The 16,038-nt window shown below is 57.8% G+C and carries 17 protein-coding genes and 1 tRNA gene; 5 read left to right on the plus strand and 13 right to left on the minus strand.

From position 1 onward, the window contains the following. Positions 1 to 1,073: 1,073 nt before the first annotated feature. Positions 1,074 to 1,496, minus strand: a complete 423-nt coding sequence (locus FH041_RS11615) for a hypothetical protein (RefSeq protein WP_140174638.1) — start codon at positions 1,494 to 1,496, stop codon at positions 1,074 to 1,076. A gap of 228 nt (positions 1,497 to 1,724) precedes the next feature. On the opposite strand from FH041_RS11615, the gene FH041_RS11620 reads away from it, so the two are divergent. Both FH041_RS11620 and FH041_RS11625 read left to right on the plus strand, forming a co-directional pair. Further along, entirely contained in the window at positions 1,725 to 2,270 is a 546-nt protein-coding gene (locus FH041_RS11620; RefSeq protein WP_140174640.1) for a recombinase family protein, read from the plus strand. Between the two features lie 307 nt (positions 2,271 to 2,577). Beyond that, a complete protein-coding gene (locus FH041_RS11625) occupies positions 2,578 to 2,781 on the plus strand; it encodes a hypothetical protein (protein ID WP_140174642.1) in 204 nt (67 codons plus the stop codon). Positions 2,782 to 2,836: 55 nt separating this feature from the next. Here FH041_RS11625 and FH041_RS11630 read toward each other — a convergent pair whose 3' ends face one another. The 8 genes from FH041_RS11630 to dapA form a co-directional block, all read right to left on the minus strand. Then, positions 2,837 to 3,127, minus strand: a complete 291-nt coding sequence (locus FH041_RS11630; protein WP_168199540.1) for a hypothetical protein — start codon at positions 3,125 to 3,127, stop codon at positions 2,837 to 2,839. Further along, positions 3,124 to 3,741 carry a nucleotidyltransferase domain-containing protein gene (locus FH041_RS11635; protein ID WP_168199541.1) on the minus strand — a complete coding sequence of 206 codons (618 nt, stop codon included), beginning with the start codon at positions 3,739 to 3,741 and terminating at the stop codon, positions 3,124 to 3,126. The genes FH041_RS11630 and FH041_RS11635 overlap by 4 nt, the downstream gene beginning before the upstream one ends. 2 nt (positions 3,742 to 3,743) lie before the next feature. Continuing rightward, on the minus strand, positions 3,744 to 4,661 hold the full coding sequence (locus FH041_RS11640) for a pentapeptide repeat-containing protein (protein WP_140174646.1): 918 nt from the start codon (positions 4,659 to 4,661) through the stop codon (positions 3,744 to 3,746). Positions 4,662 to 4,932: 271 nt separating this feature from the next. Then, positions 4,933 to 5,022, minus strand: a tRNA-Ser gene (locus tag FH041_RS11645). Positions 5,023 to 5,114: 92 nt separating this feature from the next. Further along, positions 5,115 to 5,825, minus strand: a complete 711-nt coding sequence (purC, locus tag FH041_RS11650) for a phosphoribosylaminoimidazolesuccinocarboxamide synthase (protein ID WP_023536328.1) — start codon at positions 5,823 to 5,825, stop codon at positions 5,115 to 5,117. A gap of 30 nt (positions 5,826 to 5,855) precedes the next feature. Next, positions 5,856 to 6,614 carry an MBL fold metallo-hydrolase gene (locus FH041_RS11655; RefSeq protein WP_027914235.1) on the minus strand — a complete coding sequence of 253 codons (759 nt, stop codon included), beginning with the start codon at positions 6,612 to 6,614 and terminating at the stop codon, positions 5,856 to 5,858. Continuing rightward, complete coding sequence (gene bamC, locus FH041_RS11660) at positions 6,615 to 7,736, minus strand: outer membrane protein assembly factor BamC (RefSeq protein ID WP_027914234.1); 1,122 nt, start codon at positions 7,734 to 7,736, stop codon at positions 6,615 to 6,617. 15 nt (positions 7,737 to 7,751) lie between these two features. Beyond that, the gene (dapA, locus tag FH041_RS11665) at positions 7,752 to 8,639 is read right to left on the minus strand and encodes a 4-hydroxy-tetrahydrodipicolinate synthase (protein WP_027914233.1); all 888 of its coding nucleotides are present in this window, start codon (positions 8,637 to 8,639) and stop codon (positions 7,752 to 7,754) included. A gap of 258 nt (positions 8,640 to 8,897) precedes the next feature. Between dapA and FH041_RS11670 the strand changes: the two genes are divergently transcribed. Both FH041_RS11670 and FH041_RS11675 read left to right on the plus strand, forming a co-directional pair. Then, a complete protein-coding gene (locus tag FH041_RS11670; protein WP_023536329.1) occupies positions 8,898 to 9,458 on the plus strand; it encodes a glycine cleavage system protein R in 561 nt (186 codons plus the stop codon). A gap of 10 nt (positions 9,459 to 9,468) precedes the next feature. Continuing rightward, a complete protein-coding gene (locus tag FH041_RS11675) occupies positions 9,469 to 9,942 on the plus strand; it encodes a peroxiredoxin (protein WP_023536252.1) in 474 nt (157 codons plus the stop codon). A 42-nt stretch (positions 9,943 to 9,984) separates the two neighbouring features. On the opposite strand, the gene FH041_RS11680 is transcribed toward FH041_RS11675, so the two are convergent. Beyond that, positions 9,985 to 11,055 (minus strand): AI-2E family transporter, encoded by a 1,071-nt coding sequence (locus tag FH041_RS11680; RefSeq protein WP_027914232.1) that lies wholly within the window; start codon positions 11,053 to 11,055, stop codon positions 9,985 to 9,987. An 18-nt stretch (positions 11,056 to 11,073) separates the two neighbouring features. Beyond that, positions 11,074 to 11,313: a sulfurtransferase TusA family protein gene (locus FH041_RS11685; RefSeq protein ID WP_023536286.1), complete on the minus strand. Its 240-nt coding sequence runs from the start codon at positions 11,311 to 11,313 to the stop codon at positions 11,074 to 11,076. A 121-nt stretch (positions 11,314 to 11,434) separates the two neighbouring features. On the opposite strand from FH041_RS11685, the gene FH041_RS11690 reads away from it, so the two are divergent. Continuing rightward, positions 11,435 to 12,871, plus strand: a complete 1,437-nt coding sequence (locus FH041_RS11690) for a M48 family metalloprotease (protein ID WP_027914231.1) — start codon at positions 11,435 to 11,437, stop codon at positions 12,869 to 12,871. A 146-nt stretch (positions 12,872 to 13,017) separates the two neighbouring features. On the opposite strand, the gene nadA is transcribed toward FH041_RS11690, so the two are convergent. Further along, positions 13,018 to 14,076 carry a quinolinate synthase NadA gene (nadA, locus tag FH041_RS11695; RefSeq protein ID WP_027914230.1) on the minus strand — a complete coding sequence of 353 codons (1,059 nt, stop codon included), beginning with the start codon at positions 14,074 to 14,076 and terminating at the stop codon, positions 13,018 to 13,020. A 225-nt stretch (positions 14,077 to 14,301) separates the two neighbouring features. Further along, positions 14,302 to 15,813, minus strand: coding sequence for a YdgA family protein (locus FH041_RS11700; protein ID WP_028687392.1), 1,512 nt, complete (start codon positions 15,811 to 15,813; stop codon positions 14,302 to 14,304). Positions 15,814 to 16,038 lie beyond the last annotated feature (225 nt).

The following is a 16,038-nucleotide window of genomic DNA, read 5'->3' on the forward strand; positions in this document are numbered from 1 at the left end:
CTGGTAAGAGTCAGTCCTAGTTTCAGAAATGCTCTGAAAACAATACAATTCCGTACTCGCTTGCAAGACCATCGAACCTAACACGGCAGTGAACTCAGATATGAAAAACGCTTCCTATTGATTGCCCACATGACGTGAGTTGTGTGGGCTTTTTTGTGCCCGCAAGAGTTCCATTCTACGCACCTCTCGTGAGATGGCTCTAAAAGCTTCTCAAAGGCGCTTTAGACAAGCGATCTCAGCAAACTGACCCTACCCCACCTCTGCGAGTCTTACGCTCCACCACCAGCCTCTCTGGAGCTTTACGTGAACCAACTCCTCCGTTGTCGGGCTCAAGCCGTAATGCAAATAAGATGCCAACAACTGTTGACAAATCAGGATCTCATGATGTATAATAAATCTTATCCGCCGAGCGAAGCGAGGTGTATATGTGTATATAAAGATATAATTCTTATCTGGTGTACCAGATAGTAGTAAGAGATAGATAATCAATAAAAATAAATAAAAAAATAGGCTATACGACATGCTACAGCATGTAAGACAATAATACTTACAGTCGTAACGACTGAAAAGAAGATCAAGAGAATTATGAGTTATCCTCATCTATTTTAAAAGCATTCGCTCCCTCCGTTCGCTCACTCTGCTGACACGTAGTTTATATTCGCAACTCCTAATCTAAACACCAATCAGTGCCAGCAATCTTGAAGGCTAGCCTTCAGTAATACTCATGTAATCAGGAAAAAACAGAACGTAAACAGGATGTTCATTCCAGCATTTACATTGATGACCATACAGACAAATCGATACACCCCTGATTCTACTTGGGCTCAATTCGATCTGGTCTAAACTCACCCTTCGAAATCTCGCCAATACCTTCAAGTCGAAACGGATGTTTCAGTTAATCCTGAACAGATCTCGGATAATGCTCCCCATATCACCACCCAGAAGGCCCTACAATGCTTTCTGAGGCGCTTTAAGTCCACCCTAAGGCAGACCTCATAGCCTGCACGCAAATCGCCTCAAATCAGAGCTATGGACTTCTCAGAATGAGGCGAAAGCAAGGGTGTATTTCCAAGTCAGTAGGAGGACGGTCGAATGTCCAACATCGGCTGGAAAGCGATCCTGAAGGTTTGGTGCTCACCTGCTTCAAGCCAAGTCGCAACCTCTCTTCTGAATCGACTATTTCCTCCACACCTGCCGGTTGCTTGAGGATCCATGCCAACACCGATGAGCTTTCTTCCTGGTTTTAGATAGAACCGAGCTTTCTCATCTCCAGCCATCCGAGCAACCATCTCACCGTCAACGAAGATCGCGAACAGGCATCCCGCACCATTCACATCACCCTCCCTGATAACGGTCACAGTGGCATCTTTGCCCTTATCTTCCGCTTGATACCTGAGCAACCTATCGCTTGGTGCAGGCACAGCTTCTTCAATTGTTGGTGGCGTAGCACAACCGTACAACAGTGCAATCACCGTAGCAGTAATCAGTGTTCGCATGGATCCTCCCTATCCTGAGTGAAGGCATAAAGCTATCAGCACACCTCACCCCCGCCAAGCCCAACCATGATGAAGAGCGTCAGCCTGTATCTTTAGGGTACACCCTTGCGACCACAACCAACGGAATACACTTACCCTGCCTTTTCTGTATTCATTAGACTTGCCTTGAGCATTGAATACACCCATACTCTCAAAATCTAGAGTCAAATGAATATGGATGATAAGTAAATGGCAAAGGTCGGGTACATTCGGGTTAGCTCGCTGGACCAGAACACAGAGCGTCAGCTTGATGGCGTCACCATGGACAAGGTTTTCACTGACAGGGTTAGCGGTGCAACAACTGACCGCCCCCAACTACAGGCGATGCTTGAATACGTCCGTGAAGGTGACACGATTGTTGTTCACTCCATTGACCGCCTCGCTCGTTCGCTAGCCGACCTGCTCAAGCTAGTGGATGACCTCACCAAGCGTGGTGTGCACATCAGCTTCCACAAAGAGAAGCTTGAGTTCACTGGTGAAGACAACGCGATGCAAAAACTGATGCTGTCGATGATGGGCAGCTTTGCTGAGTTTGAACGTTCGATGATCAAGGAACGTCAGCGGGAAGGCATCGCCAAGGCCAAAGAAAAAGGTGCCTACAAAGGTCGAGCAAAGACAATTGATGACCAAGCAATACGGGATGCAATGAGCCAGGATGGGGCATCGTTCCGAAAAGTCGCGGCTCAGCTTGGTGTAAGCCTCAGTACTGTTCAGAGAGCAATGAAAGCCGAATAAGCGATTGTAGAGCCCTTAAGCACCCCTACTACCAATTTCAATCAAACGCCTAGCTACGACCCTATTTGGAGCCTTGGTGGGGGGTTGTCGTTTGAACTGTCGAATGACCACAGGGATTTTGGGAAATTGAGCACCCCTGGTCGCTTCAGGCCACAGGACAGTTAAGCGGGTCAGCTCAATTTCTCCGTCGGATTTGACCCAGCCGATTCACTTTATTGAGCCTTAAACCGAATTCGTGATTGAGGGGAGACTGGGTTTATGGCAAAAGGAACATCGCCTACACCGATCATCCCACCGAGCACTAAAGATGGATAAAGACAGCACCACTGCCGATGCAATCGAATTGCTTCATCTGAACCAAATAGCTATCCGGGCCGCGATTGAAGAAGTCAGCACATGGATTCGCCAGCGAGGCTCAGCCAACATTCATGACAACGTGATGGCTGCCCTAACGACACTCGACACAAACGCCGACGCGATAGGATCAGCGATTCAGAACTTACGCTTATAGCCGCCTTTGGGCGGCCTTATCATTTTTGTCATTGATGAATCGCTGGAAGCAGTTGCTATCCATGCAAAACTTGAGCGATATCTTGCGTCAATTCGTACACTTCAGTAGACAAAAGACGATACTCATCAGTCACTTGCTCTTGACTTTTATTAGCCAAAAAGAAAAGTTTAGACGCCGACTCATATACCAAGCGACTCAAATCAGAGGAGCGATCAATACCATTAACACGCACCCAACGATCAATGGCACCACTAGACAGGCCGAACAACTCTTCGCTCCAGCCTCTCTCATTGACGAGATTCAAAATCTCCCGCTGTGCATCGATCCGATTATTAAACTCTCTCATGATATTTTTTGGCTCCGAAGGGCCTGCATCCATCGCGGCACGATACTAACTGCCTTTACCGCCATCTCCACCTCATTAGGCATAATAGGCTCCCCATATCCCCGAGTCGACAACAGGCGTGCACGAGTCAGGATTGAGAACGCCTCTAAACCTACGTCTAAGCTTGGGCTGACCAGCAATGGGGACCGTCTTGAGAAAATCGGCTTGCCCAGCGAAAGCGAGTGACAAGTTGCGAAGTTTCTCACCGCTAGAAAAATGCAAGACAAATGAAATGTCGCGCTATTGCTAGATTGACTGAGCGCCTCATAGGATCGCTCAAACAGCACCCGAAACTTTTCACAATCTTCATCGCCCTGAGTGTAAGCGGCTGGCACTCCCAATCTCTGAAGGTAATCAGCACTATCTGAGGCAAACAGTAGTTTCGACTCTAAGTGCAAATGCCATGCAAAGGGATTACCCTCCTCCCAAAGAGCCTTCAGGCGATCATACTGGTATACAGAATATTTTTCAGTGTCTATATGCGGTGCAGAACCATCAACACATGCGAGCAGATCGATATCAGACCCTCTGTCTATCTCGCCTCTGCACACCGAGCCAAATGCATAAATATGCATCATCACCTCCGCCCAAATCGTTTCACAAGGATTGCCGTAAGGAAGGCAAATCCTAACAGGCGTGTAGCAGCAACGCCGGAAGAGAACCAGACTGGATAGGCGTGAGGACTGACGATACCAAAGAACACTCCGGGTGACGCAATAAAGCTTGTCACGTAGTCTCTGATATCCCACGGATTACCGAAGGAGATAGTATCGTAGACCGCAATAGCGACATGAACAGCGATTATCGCCCGCAACAGCTTGAGGGTATTTTCTCCATTACCCCAAATGGCATCTAACACCTTAAATTCAAGCCACTTGAAAAATTGCGGAACTTTCTTCCAACCCTTGTATTTGGTTCGATAGTAAGACTCACTAGACGACCATGATTTTTTCAGATAACTAGAGGTTGCTTCCAGCTCTAGGGAAATTGCTCGATTAACTGCTTTTGCGTCCCCAATCTGCTGGAAATTCATACGAAGAGACCGGGCAAAACGCATTTTTAGATTTTCTTCATGCGGAGCTTCACGCTCCAGAATATCATCATCAATCTGGCAACGCTCGAACACGGCATACTCAAACTTACAACCAACAAATGAGGATTGATGTAAGTTACAACCAATGAAACGACAGCCAGTGAAATCGCACGAATCAAAGATGCAATTATTGAAATAGCACCCATCGAACACACTATGCTGAAATGAAATATTAGTGAACTTTATTTTCTTGGCATTTAGCCGTGCGTATACCTTGAAAGCAAAAGCAGTACGCTCATTCGAAACGTCTTCGTGGACGTAGTAGTCAGTAATGACTGACCGATTACCTTTCTTGAGAGCGTCATGGTACGACTCAGCTGGAGCAACGGTAACCGGGTTCGCCTCCCTTCCTGGTTGCTCCAGGGGCACTACTACTTCCGCAGGTGATTTCTGGTCTGTCATATTACTCACGTAGGTAAACGTGCACGGCTGGCATTATGCTGAATTTTGAACGAAAGCCGCTTACGCTTCAATCGCTAGCACGACGCTGGGTCTGAGCCACTGCTTCCTGACCGATGATGACTCGCTAGATCTGACGACAACATTAGGAAAGGCTTCAGCACCGCTAGGGAGCGAGCCCGAAGCAGAGTGGGCAAACCCAGTGGTCAAACGCGAAAAATTACAGACGAAAAAAAACCCCGTAAATCAACGACTTACGAGGTTTTTTCATGTATGGCGGAGAGATAGGGATTTGAACCCTAGGTACTGTTGCCAGTACAACGGATTTCGAATCCGTCCCGTTCGACCACTCCGGCATCTCTCCAATGCCGCGCATCATACCAGTGAATTCTGAAAACGCAAACCTTTATTTTCAAAAAAACCGCGTGGTATCAGGCGCTTGCGTGTGCGTGCGCCTTACAGCGGCACGCCCAGGCGCTTGGCAACTTCTTCGTAGGCTTCGATCACATCGCCCAGGCCCTGACGGAAGCGGTCCTTGTCCATCTTCTTGCGGGTTTCCTTGTCCCACAGGCGGCAGCCGTCGGGGCTGAACTCGTCGCCCAGCACGATCTGGCCGTGGAAGACACCGAACTCCAGCTTGAAGTCGACCAGCAGCAGGCCGGCGTCGTCGAACAGCTTGGTCAGCACGTCATTGACCTTAAGCGACAGCTTCTTCATTTCGACCAGTTGCTCGGCGGTGCCCCAGCCGAAGGCGACAACGTGGGATTCGTTGATGAAGGGGTCGCCCTTCTCGTCGTTCTTCAGGAACAGCTCGAAGGTGGAAGGCTCCAGCTTGATGCCCTCCTCCACGCCCAGGCGCTTGACCAGGCTGCCGGCTGCGTAGTTACGCACGACGCATTCGACCGGAATCATGTCCAGCTTCTTGACCAGGCATTCGTTGTCGCCCAGCAGTTTGTCGAACTGGGTCGGCACGCCAGCTTCTTCGAGCTTCTGCATGATGAAGGCGTTGAACTTGTTGTTCACCGTGCCCTTGCGGTCCAGCTGCTCGATGCGCTTGCCGTCGAAGGCCGACGTGTCGTTGCGAAACAGCAGGATCAAGCGGTCGGCGTCATCGGTCTTGTAAACCGATTTGGCCTTGCCGCGGTAGAGTTCGTCGCGTTTTTCCATGATTGGGCTCCGCTTGCGTGAGGGGGTGGGCTAGGCGATGGCGCGCCAGTCGAGCCCGTGTTCCTGATTTGCCACCTCAAGCCAGTCAGGGTCGCACCCAAGGGTGTCGACGAAGCACTGGCGGGCCAGGTGTGGCAGGTTGTTCTTGCTGCTGAGGTGGGCCAGCACCAGGTGCTGCAGGGTATTCCAGCCCAGCTCATGTACCAGGCTCGCGGCCTGGTGGTTGTTCAAATGCCCGCGCATGCCGCCGACCCGCTGCTTGAGAAAGTAGGGGTAGTGACCACGCGCCAGCATGTCGCGGCAATGGTTGGCTTCGATCAACAGCGCATCCAGGTCGCGATAGCCGTCCAGCAGCCGCGCGTCGTACGAGCCCAGGTCCGTCAGCATGCCGAAACGGCGTGTACCGTCGCTGACCACGTACTGCAACGGTTCGTGGGCATCGTGCTCAACGCGCGATGCCGTAACCTCCAGGCTGCCGACGCTCAGGCGCTGGCCGCACGCCAGGAAACCGGCCACTTCCACCGGCTTGCGCAGCCCGCGCAAGGTGCCTTGGCTCAGGTAGACCGGTACATTGTAGCGCCGCGACAGCAGACCAACCCCATGCACGTGGTCGGCATGTTCGTGGGTGACCAGCACGGCGCTCAGCTGAGCGGCCGACACACCGAGCAGCGCCAGGCGCCGCTCGGTCTCGCGCAGGGAAAAGCCGCAATCGACCAGGATGTAGGTATCACCACTGGCGATCAGCGTGCCGTTTCCCTGGCTACCGCTTCCAAGTACGGCGAAGCGCACTTAACCCAGGTGGTCCTGAATGGCGCTCAGCACACGGCGAGCGACATCGGCCGGAGCCACGGTGTTGATGTTCTTCTCGACCGTGACCTGCACGTTCTCACCCACTTTGCTCAGGCGTACCTGATAGCGCTCGGCACGGGCTTCGCGCTCTTCCTTGGTGGGCTCGCTGCCGAACACTCGACCGAAGAAGCCAGGCTTGTTCTCCTTGTCTTCGGGTTTTTCGGACAGGTTGATGTAGTACAGGCCCAGGCTGCGGTTGATGTCTTCTACCCGCCACTGGCCACCCTGCTCCAGGGCACGACCCACGCTGGACCAGGCGCGATCCAGGTCGGCGCCCACGTTCAGGACCGGGTTGCCGCTGCCGTCTTCGCTCAGGCTGACGCGGTTGGGTACATCGAAATCACGTTCGGCCAGCAGCGACACCGAACCGCCCTTCTCGGCGCTGCGGTTCATGCTGGCGAGCAACTCGTCGACCAGCAGGGCGTCGGCGCCGGTGTTGGTGGAGCTGGACGGGAAGTCGGGTTCGGCGCTGCTACCAGCCGGGCGCTCGACGGTGACCACGTACACCTCGGAGGTGTTGCGCTGCACGCCGGGCTCCATGCGCACACGCACGCGCACTTCGCTGTCGTTGCTGCTGGCCGTGCTGGCCAGGCGCTGACCAAGGGAGGCCGAGAGTTCGTCGAAACGCTGCCAAGTGGTGCTGAATTCGCCCGTTTGCGGGCGCTCTTGAGCAATACGGAAGCCGTTGTCCTCGAAGAACTGACGCGCCACCGGCCAGACTTCGGCCGGGGCGTGCTGGGCCAGCACCCAACGGCTGCTGCCGCTGCGCTGCAAGCTGTAGTCGTTGGCCTGGCCCGCACCGCCGGTCAGCGGCTGCGGACGCGGCACTTCGTACTCACCGCTGACATTGTCGTCGGCAACGTTGCGCGGGATGGGCAGCAGGGGGTCGAGGCGCTTGACGCCGCTGACGTCCGAGGGCAGCTGCATGGGCGCGGTCGAGTGCGCCTGCAGGTAATCGCTGCCGCGGTCGCGGAAATAACCATCCTCGCCCCACAGCCAGCCGCACCCACTGGTGCTGGAGATGATCAGGGCAAGGGCAGAAAGGCCAGCCAGTCGCTTCATGCAGGGTACTTCCTCTTAAACCAGTACGCCGGACTGGCGCAGGGCAGTACGGACTTTGTCGTGGCAGCCTTCGCTGAGCCAGGTCAGTGGCAGGCGAATGCCTTTTTTCATCAGGCCCATCTCGACCAGCGCCCATTTGACGGGGATCGGGTTGGACTCGCAGAACAGGTCTTTGTGCAGGGGCATGAGCGTGTCGTTGATTGCGCGGGCCTTCTCGGCATTGCCCTCAAGGGCGGCCTCGCACAGGTCGGCCATTTGCCGCGGGGCGACGTTGGCCGTGACCGAAATGTTGCCCTTGCCGCCCATCAGGATCAGCTCGACGGCGGTTGGATCGTCACCGGACAGCACGATGAAGTCGCTGGAAACGCCCTCGATGATGGCCTTGGCGCGGGCCATGTCACCGGTGGCTTCCTTGATGCCGATGATGTTGGGCACCGTCGAGAGGCGGATTACGGTTTCGGCCTGCATGTCGCAGGAGGTGCGGCCTGGCACGTTGTACAGGATCTGCGGGATGTCGACCGATTCGGCAACGTGCTTGAAGTGCTGGTACAGGCCTTCCTGGGTCGGCTTGTTGTAGTACGGCACGACCAGCAGGCAGGCATCGGCGCCGGCATTCTTGGCGTTCTGGGTCAGGTGCACGGCTTCGGCAGTGGAGTTGGCACCGGTGCCGGCGATGACCGGGATCGGGGTTTTGCTGCGCTTGACGCGCTCGACCACGTGCTTGATGACCAGGATGTGCTCTTCGACATCCAGCGTGGCGGACTCACCGGTGGTGCCGACGGCGACGATGGCGTGGGTGCCGTTTTCCAGGTGGAAGTCTACAAGTTTGTCGAGGCTGCCCCAGTCAACACGCCCTTGTGCATCCATGGGAGTGACCAGTGCCACCATACTGCCCGCAATCATGTATCTGCTCCTGCCGGAAAAAGAGAGCGGTAATGGTACTGGGGGCATCGGCCTTGCACAAGCGAAGCAGGCGGGCGGAGCATTCCCCTCGGCGCCTTATTTCGCTACCCTTGATGCTTTGATCGGTGCAGCACGGCCCGCCGGGCCGTAGACCCTGCTCCCCGCCAGCGCCCCGTCCTCGCCTGCGAGTGCCGAGCGCTGCCTACAGGAGGCTTTCGCCCGTCCTGCACCGACCGCTCATCGCTTTAGGAATGCTGCATGTCCACCCCCACTGTCCGCGAACAATTCCTCGTCATCAGCGCCTTGGGGCCCAACCCCATGGAGCTGGCCAATGTACTGAGCCGCGCAGCCTTCGAAAACCGCTGCGCGGTGGTTACCTCTCGCTTGAGCCGCCATGGCGAGACCAGCGCACTGGTCTTGCAGGTCGGCGGCAGCTGGGATGCCCTGGCGCGCCTTGAGGCCATGCTGCCTGGCCTTGGCAAGAAGCATGGCCTGACCCTGGACGTGGTGCGCAGCGCCGACCAGGAAGTGCGCCCGCAGGCCCTGCCCTACGTGGCCTATGTCAGCGCCGCCTACCGCCCTGACATCATCAACGAGCTGTGCCAGTTCTTCCTCGATCACCGTGTCGAGCTCGAAGCCATGACCTGCGACACCTACCTGGCACCGCAGACCGGCAGCAGCATGCTCAACGCTCAGTTCACGGTGATCCTGCCGGCCGGCACCCAGATCAGCTGGCTGCGCGACCAGTTCCTGGACTTTGCCGACGCGCTGAACCTGGACGCCCTGATCGAACCCTGGCGCCCACAAAACCCTGTCTGAGGAGGTTCCCATGGCCGTTGCACTCGACCAACCTGTCCCCGACTTCACTGCCCAGGCCACCAGCGGGCAGACGGTCAGCCTGTCGGCGCTCAAGGGCCGCCAGGTGGTGGTGTATTTCTATCCGAAGGACAGTACTCCAGGCTGTACCACCCAGGGCCAGGGCTTTCGCGACCAGCATGGCGCCTTCGAAGCCGCCAATACCGTGGTGCTCGGCGTCTCGCGCGACGGCATGAAGTCCCACGAGAACTTCAAGGCCAAGCAGGGCTTTCCGTTCGAGTTGATCAGCGACAAGGACGAAGCCCTGTGCCAGCTGTTCGACGTGATCAAGCTGAAAAAGCTGTACGGCAAGGAATACATGGGCGTGGACCGCAGCACCTTCCTGATCGACAAAGACGGTGTGCTGCGTCAGCAATGGCGTGGGGTAAAGGTACCCGGCCACGTGGATGCGGTACTGGCCGCGGCCCAGACGCTGAACCAGGCCTGATCGAAGCAGGGGCTGCGTCAACCTCGGTGCAGCCCAAGCCTGTCAGAGCAAGGGCGACACGCTGGGCTCCTGGCGAGGCCAGGCGTCCAGCACGGCCTTGATCAGGGTCGCCAGCGGGATGGCGAAGAAAATCCCCCAGAACCCCCACAACCCACCGAACAGCAAGACCGCGCAGATGATCGCCACCGGGTGCAGGCTCACCGCCTCGGAGAACAGCAGCGGTACCAGCACGTTGCCATCGAGCGCCTGGATGATCGCGTAGACCGTCATCAGGTAGATGAACTGGTCTCCCCAGCCCCACTGGAACAGGGCAATCAGCGTCACCGGCACGGTGACCACCACCGCCCCGACATAAGGCACGACCACTGACAGCCCGACCAGGAGGGCCAGCAACGCAGCATAGTTCAGGCCCAGGGTGATGAACGCTATGTAGGTCGCAATGCCGCAGATCAGAATTTCGATGCCCTTGCCCCGAATGTAATTGGCGATCTGCCGGTTCATCTCGCTGCCCACGCGGTTGAGCAAGGTGCGCTGACGCGGCAGGTAGCCACTGACCCAGCGGCCAATCAGTTCACGGTCCTTGAGGAAGAAGAACACCAGGATCGGCACCAGCACCAGGTAGATCATGGCGTTGACCAGCAGCGGCAGGCTGGACAGGGAGAAGGTAAGCGCCCATTGCCCGAACTTGCCGATCTCGCCGCGGACCGACTCGATGGCATGCAGCACCTGCTCGTCCGACACCAGGTGCGGATAGCGCTCTGGCAGCAGGAGCAGCAATGATTGCCATTTACCAAGCATGCCTGGCAGCTCGTTGAACAGGGTGATCAGCTGGTGCCACAGCAGCGGCACCAATACCAGCATGAACACCGCCAGTGCGCCCATGAACAGGGCAAATACCAGCAGGACCGCCAGTTTTGTAGGCACTCGCAGGCGCTCCAGGGCGTTGACCAGCCCTTGCATGAGAAACGCCAGCACCATGCCGGCCAACACCGGCGCCAGCATCCCGCCCAGCGTGAGCACCGCCGTGAACGCCAGAAACAGCAAGACCGCCAGCACCACCGCTTCTTCATCGGAGAAGTAGCGTTGGACCCAGTCGCGTAGCACTTTGAACATGAACGATCCTTGTGGGACTCAGGCCTTGCGCAGCCAGTAGGTGTAGGTACCGGCCTCGGCCGTTTCGTGCAACAGGCTATGACCGGCCAGTTTGGCAAAGGTGCGCAGGTCGCGTTGGGAACCTGCGTCGGTGGCGATGACCTTGAGTACGGCACCACTGGCCAGCCCATTGAGCGCCATCTTGGCCTTGAGCAGTGGTAACGGGCAGTTCAGCCCGCTGGCATCTAGCTCGGCGTCACAGGTCAGGGGGGTGCTCATCAATGGGGCTCTCCAGGGCAATGCCGGCCTACGGCCTGATCGGCCGCCTAGGATAGCGCCACTGGTCGCCAACGTGTGAGCCCGCTACAGTAGCAATCTTTGACCGACGCGAGCTTCGTGCATGAATCTACTGCGCCCTACCCTGCTGACGCTGGCCTGCCTGATGGCCCTGCCTGGCCATGCTGACGACCTGCCGTCGCTGGGTGACGCCAGTTCGGCGATCGTCTCGCCCCAGCAGGAACACCAGCTTGGCCGCGCCTGGCTGAGCCTGTTGCGCGGCCAGGTCAACCAGCTCAACGACCCGCAGCTCAAGGACTACGTGGAGACCAGCGTGTACCGCCTGGCCGAAACCAGCCAGTTGCAGGACCGTCGCCTGGAATTCATCCTGATCGACAGCCGCGAACTCAACGCGTTTGCAGCGCCAGGCGGCATCGTGGGTGTCAACGGCGGGTTGTTCCTCAATGCGCAGACCGAGGGCGAGTACGCCTCGGTACTGGCGCACGAACTGGCGCACTTGTCCCAGCGTCACTTCGCACGGGGCATCGAGGCACAGCAGCGCATGCAATTGCCGATGATGGCGGCGTTGCTTACCGGTATCGTGCTGGCGGCCGGTGGCGCGGGGGATGCCGGCATCGGCATGATTGCCGGCACCCAGGCGGCGGCGATTCAGGAACAGCGCAGGTTCTCCCGGCAAAACGAGCAGGAAGCTGACCGCATCGGCATCCAGAACCTGGAAAAGGCCGGCTACGACCCGCGCAACATGCCGACCATGTTCGAACGCCTGGCGCGTCAGTACCGTTACGACGCCAAGCCGCCGGAATTTCTGCTGACGCACCCGGTAACCGAGTCGCGTATCGCCGACACCCGTAACCGGGCCGAGCAGGCGCCGAAAGGCGGTGTGGAAGACAGCCTGCGCTATCAGCTGATCCGTGCCCGGGTAGCGCTGACGTATGAGGGTACGCCGGGGCTTGCGGCCAAGCGTTTTCGCGCCCAGCTCGACGAAGACCCCAAGCTCGATGCGGCGCGCTATGGGCTGGCGCTGGCACAGATCAAGGGTGGTCAGCTCAACGAGGCTCGGGAGATGCTCAAGCCGCTGCTGGCCAAGGCGCCCAATGACATTACCTACAACCTGGCGCAGATCGACCTGGATATCACCAACAATCGCCTGGCCGATGCACAGCAACGGGCCGAGCGTATGCAGGGGCTGTACCCGGGTAATTACCCGCTCAAGCAGGTGCGCGCCGACCTGTTGGTCAAGCAGAACAAGCCGGCCGAGGCGGAGCAGGTATTGAACGACCTGATCAAGAGCCGCCCGGATGATCCGGATGTGTGGTACGACATGGCCGAGGTGCGGGGCTTATCGGGCAATACCATCGGCCTGCACCGGGCGCGTGCGGAATACTTCACCTTGGTGGGGGACTTCGATCAGGCCATTCAGCAGCTCGACTATGCCAAGCGCCGCGCTGGGGGGAATTTCCCGCTGGCTTCGCAGATCGACCAGCGCCAGCGAGAGGTCCTGGAGCAGCAGCGCATGGTGCGGGAGATGATGGGGCGCTGAGGCGTTCTAGGGGCTGGAGCGGAACCGCTCACAAGGCTTAGCAGCGCGCCTGTAGGAGCGGTCTCGCCGGGGCGCCGGACCGCTCCTACAGAGGTTTTTCTACGAGGGTAATTGCGCCAACATGGGCGTTTAAGCCAGCGCTTGCCTCACGCGTTCCCGGAAAGCTTCAACCTGGCCGCCTGGGTGAAATCCAGCATCCGGTTCAGCGGCTTGATGGCTTTGGGCACCAAGGCTGGGTCGACGAAGATCTCGTCGCCGCCATTGCGCAGACAATCGAGCACGCGCTCCAGCGTATTCATCGCCATCCACGGGCAGTGGGCGCAGCTGCGGCAGGCGGCGCCGTTACCGGCGGTGGGGGCTTCCACAAATACCTTGTCCGGGCACAGCTGCTGCATCTTGTAGAAGATGCCGCGGTCGGTAGCGACGATGAAGGTTTTGTTCGGTAGCGTCTGGGCAGCCTTGATCAGCTGGCTGGTGGAGCCCACGGCATCCGCCAGGTCGATCACCGACTCCGGCGACTCGGGATGGACCAGCACCGCAGCGTCCGGGTACAGGGCCTTCATGTCGGCGAGCTGACGCGACTTGAACTCCTCATGAACGATGCAGGCACCGTCCCACAGCAGCATGTCGGCACCCGTCTGCTTCTGGATGTAGCGACCCAAATGCTGATCCGGGCCCCAGATGATGGTCTCGCCATTGTCCATCAGGCTTTCGACGATCTCCAGCGCGCAACTGGAGGTGACCACCCAATCGGCCCGTGCCTTCACGGCAGCGGACGTGTTGGCGTAAACCACCACGGTACGCTCGGGGTGCTGGTCACAGAAGGCAGAGAATTCTTCGATGGGGCAACCCAGGTCGAGCGAGCAGGTCGCTTCGAGGGTGGGCATCAGCACGCGCTTGTGGGGCGTAAGAATCTTGGCGGTTTCGCCCATGAAGCGCACGCCTGCCACGATCACGGTCTCGGCAGGGTGCTGCTTGCCAAAACGAGCCATTTCCAGCGAGTCGGACACACAGCCGCCGGTTTCCTCCGCCAGGGCCTGGATGACCGGGTCGCAGTAGTAATGAGCAACCAGCACGGCATTTTGCGCCTTGAGCTCGGCAGCGATGGCCGCACGGTATTCGGCCTGCTGCTCGTCTGTCAGCGGATTGGGCTGCTTGGCGTCAAGGTGAGCCTGAACCAACAAGCGTTCGGAAATCTGGGTCATGATCGCTGGACCTGCAGGCGCGTGCGCGCATCAAATCAAGTGTATCACCCGGCCCTGACAGATCGGCTAAGGGCGCCGGACGGCGCAGGCCGCCACGGCCCTCTGCGGGCGCGGATTATTATGGAGGCCGAAGGCTACAGAGAAACCCGAGATTTCTAAAGCGGTTTTTATCCAACCCATACCTGCCCTCGCGCCAGCGGCCCAAGGGCAAGTAGCGCCGGGCTGTCAGCGCTGCGGCGAGAGCATTGCCAGCTGCGTGTTAACGAACGCGGCAAAGGCTTCGAGCGTCATTTTTTGGCCGTTGAAATCAACCATGCCATCGGCGTAGTGCAACGCGCTGATCACTTTATCGCCCTCCACCGTGGCCAGGCCGCTTTGCACGGCCATCAAACCGACCATTTCCCCTGCCTGGCCAGACTGCGTAGCGATGGCCTGGGCATCGGTCTGACCGTCGAGCAGCGCTTGCAAGGTGGCCAGGTCCCCTAGCATCGGCTTGGACAAGGACAGCTTGCCGGTGACCTGCGTCACCATCTGCTTTAGCGCCTGATCTTGTGGCAAGTCGAAGGAAGACGGCGCATCGAAGTCCATTGCCACATTGAAGTGACTTTCGCCATTGGCGGTCTTGAGGCTCAAGTCTTCGAGCGCCACCTTGGGTTTTGCCGCCAGCAGCGTGCGCAAGTCGCCCTGGAACTTGGCCTTTTCGGCTTCGGTCATGTTGATCTGTGGCGCCGACTGCCCGGCAGTTGCCGCGGCCTCGAACTCAGGCAAATGCGCTGCATACCAGTTGCTCAGCGCTTGCAGCGCGGGCGCATGGATGGACTTGAAGCCGACGATCATCTGGGCCTTACCGACCGCTCGCCCATCCCAAGTGATGTCCCCGAGTTTGTATTCAACGCGCCCGCCAAAGGTGTCGGGGCCTTCGAGGCTTTGCAGGGTACTGAGCTCGCCCCCTTTGATGACCAGCGCCTGTTGCCTGGGCCCGAGAGTGACCTTGGTCTCTGCCAGATACAGGTCAGCGTTGCCCGTGAACAGGTTGTCATGCGCAGTCGCCGCCAGCTTGCCACCCAACTTCAGCCCATTGAGTTCAAAGATGACGGGCGGCTGGTCTTCACTTACCAGTTTCATCAGGAAGTGGTCGGCCTCGCCATGGAAGCGCGAATCCTTGCCATCGCGATCCCCGCTGACCCCAAGTTCCATGCCCGAGAACGCCAGGCTGGTGCCGTTGGCATCGTCGAGCTTGACCGGCGCCAGGTGAACCTGGCTGTCGACACTGCCGCCGTACCCCATGCTGGTCTGGGCGCTGAACGGCACGCGGTCACCGGCTGCTGCGTACCAAGGCGCCGTGACTTCGTCCTTGTCCAGCGTGGTATTGCTCAGCGCCAACACTGGCAACAACCTGAGGGTCTTGACGCGAGACCATGGGAACGGGCCGTGCTCGATCTGATCGGTCACGCCTACATCAAAATTTACCACCTGTTGGCTGTTGGCATGCACATCGCGAGCGATCACACGGTAGTGTGCCGTGCTGCTGAACCAACGCTGGTCCAGCGATACCAACTCGATGCGTACGCTACCACCTGTGTTCACCAGTGACTTTTGCAGCTGCGCGTTGCTCAGGGCCAAGGCATGGTCCAGCTCACCCGGCAGTTGCTTGCCGGTGTACCAGGCTCCGCCAACGACCACTGCGACAACGGCCACCGCTACGCCGGACAGGATTGCTACTGAAGTCTTCGTCATGAATTAAACCGATTGATGTCCATAAAGGCTCGCACATCGCCTGCGCAGCCAGGAAAATGCAGCATATCACCGAAGGCCAGGATGATTGGCGGCCGCGCCACTGGAAAGGCAGGGCGGCCCGTTGGACAGGCCCACTTCAAAGATGTCAATTTTTACGAACACGCTTATGGCATTTGCATTGACAAAAACGACGTTAGAAACGCTTGAGTTTGCGGTTTTATCGAT

This window comes from Pseudomonas sp. SWI7 (assembly GCF_006351945.1).
GTDB classification, from domain to species: domain Bacteria; phylum Pseudomonadota; class Gammaproteobacteria; order Pseudomonadales; family Pseudomonadaceae; genus Aquipseudomonas; species Aquipseudomonas fulva.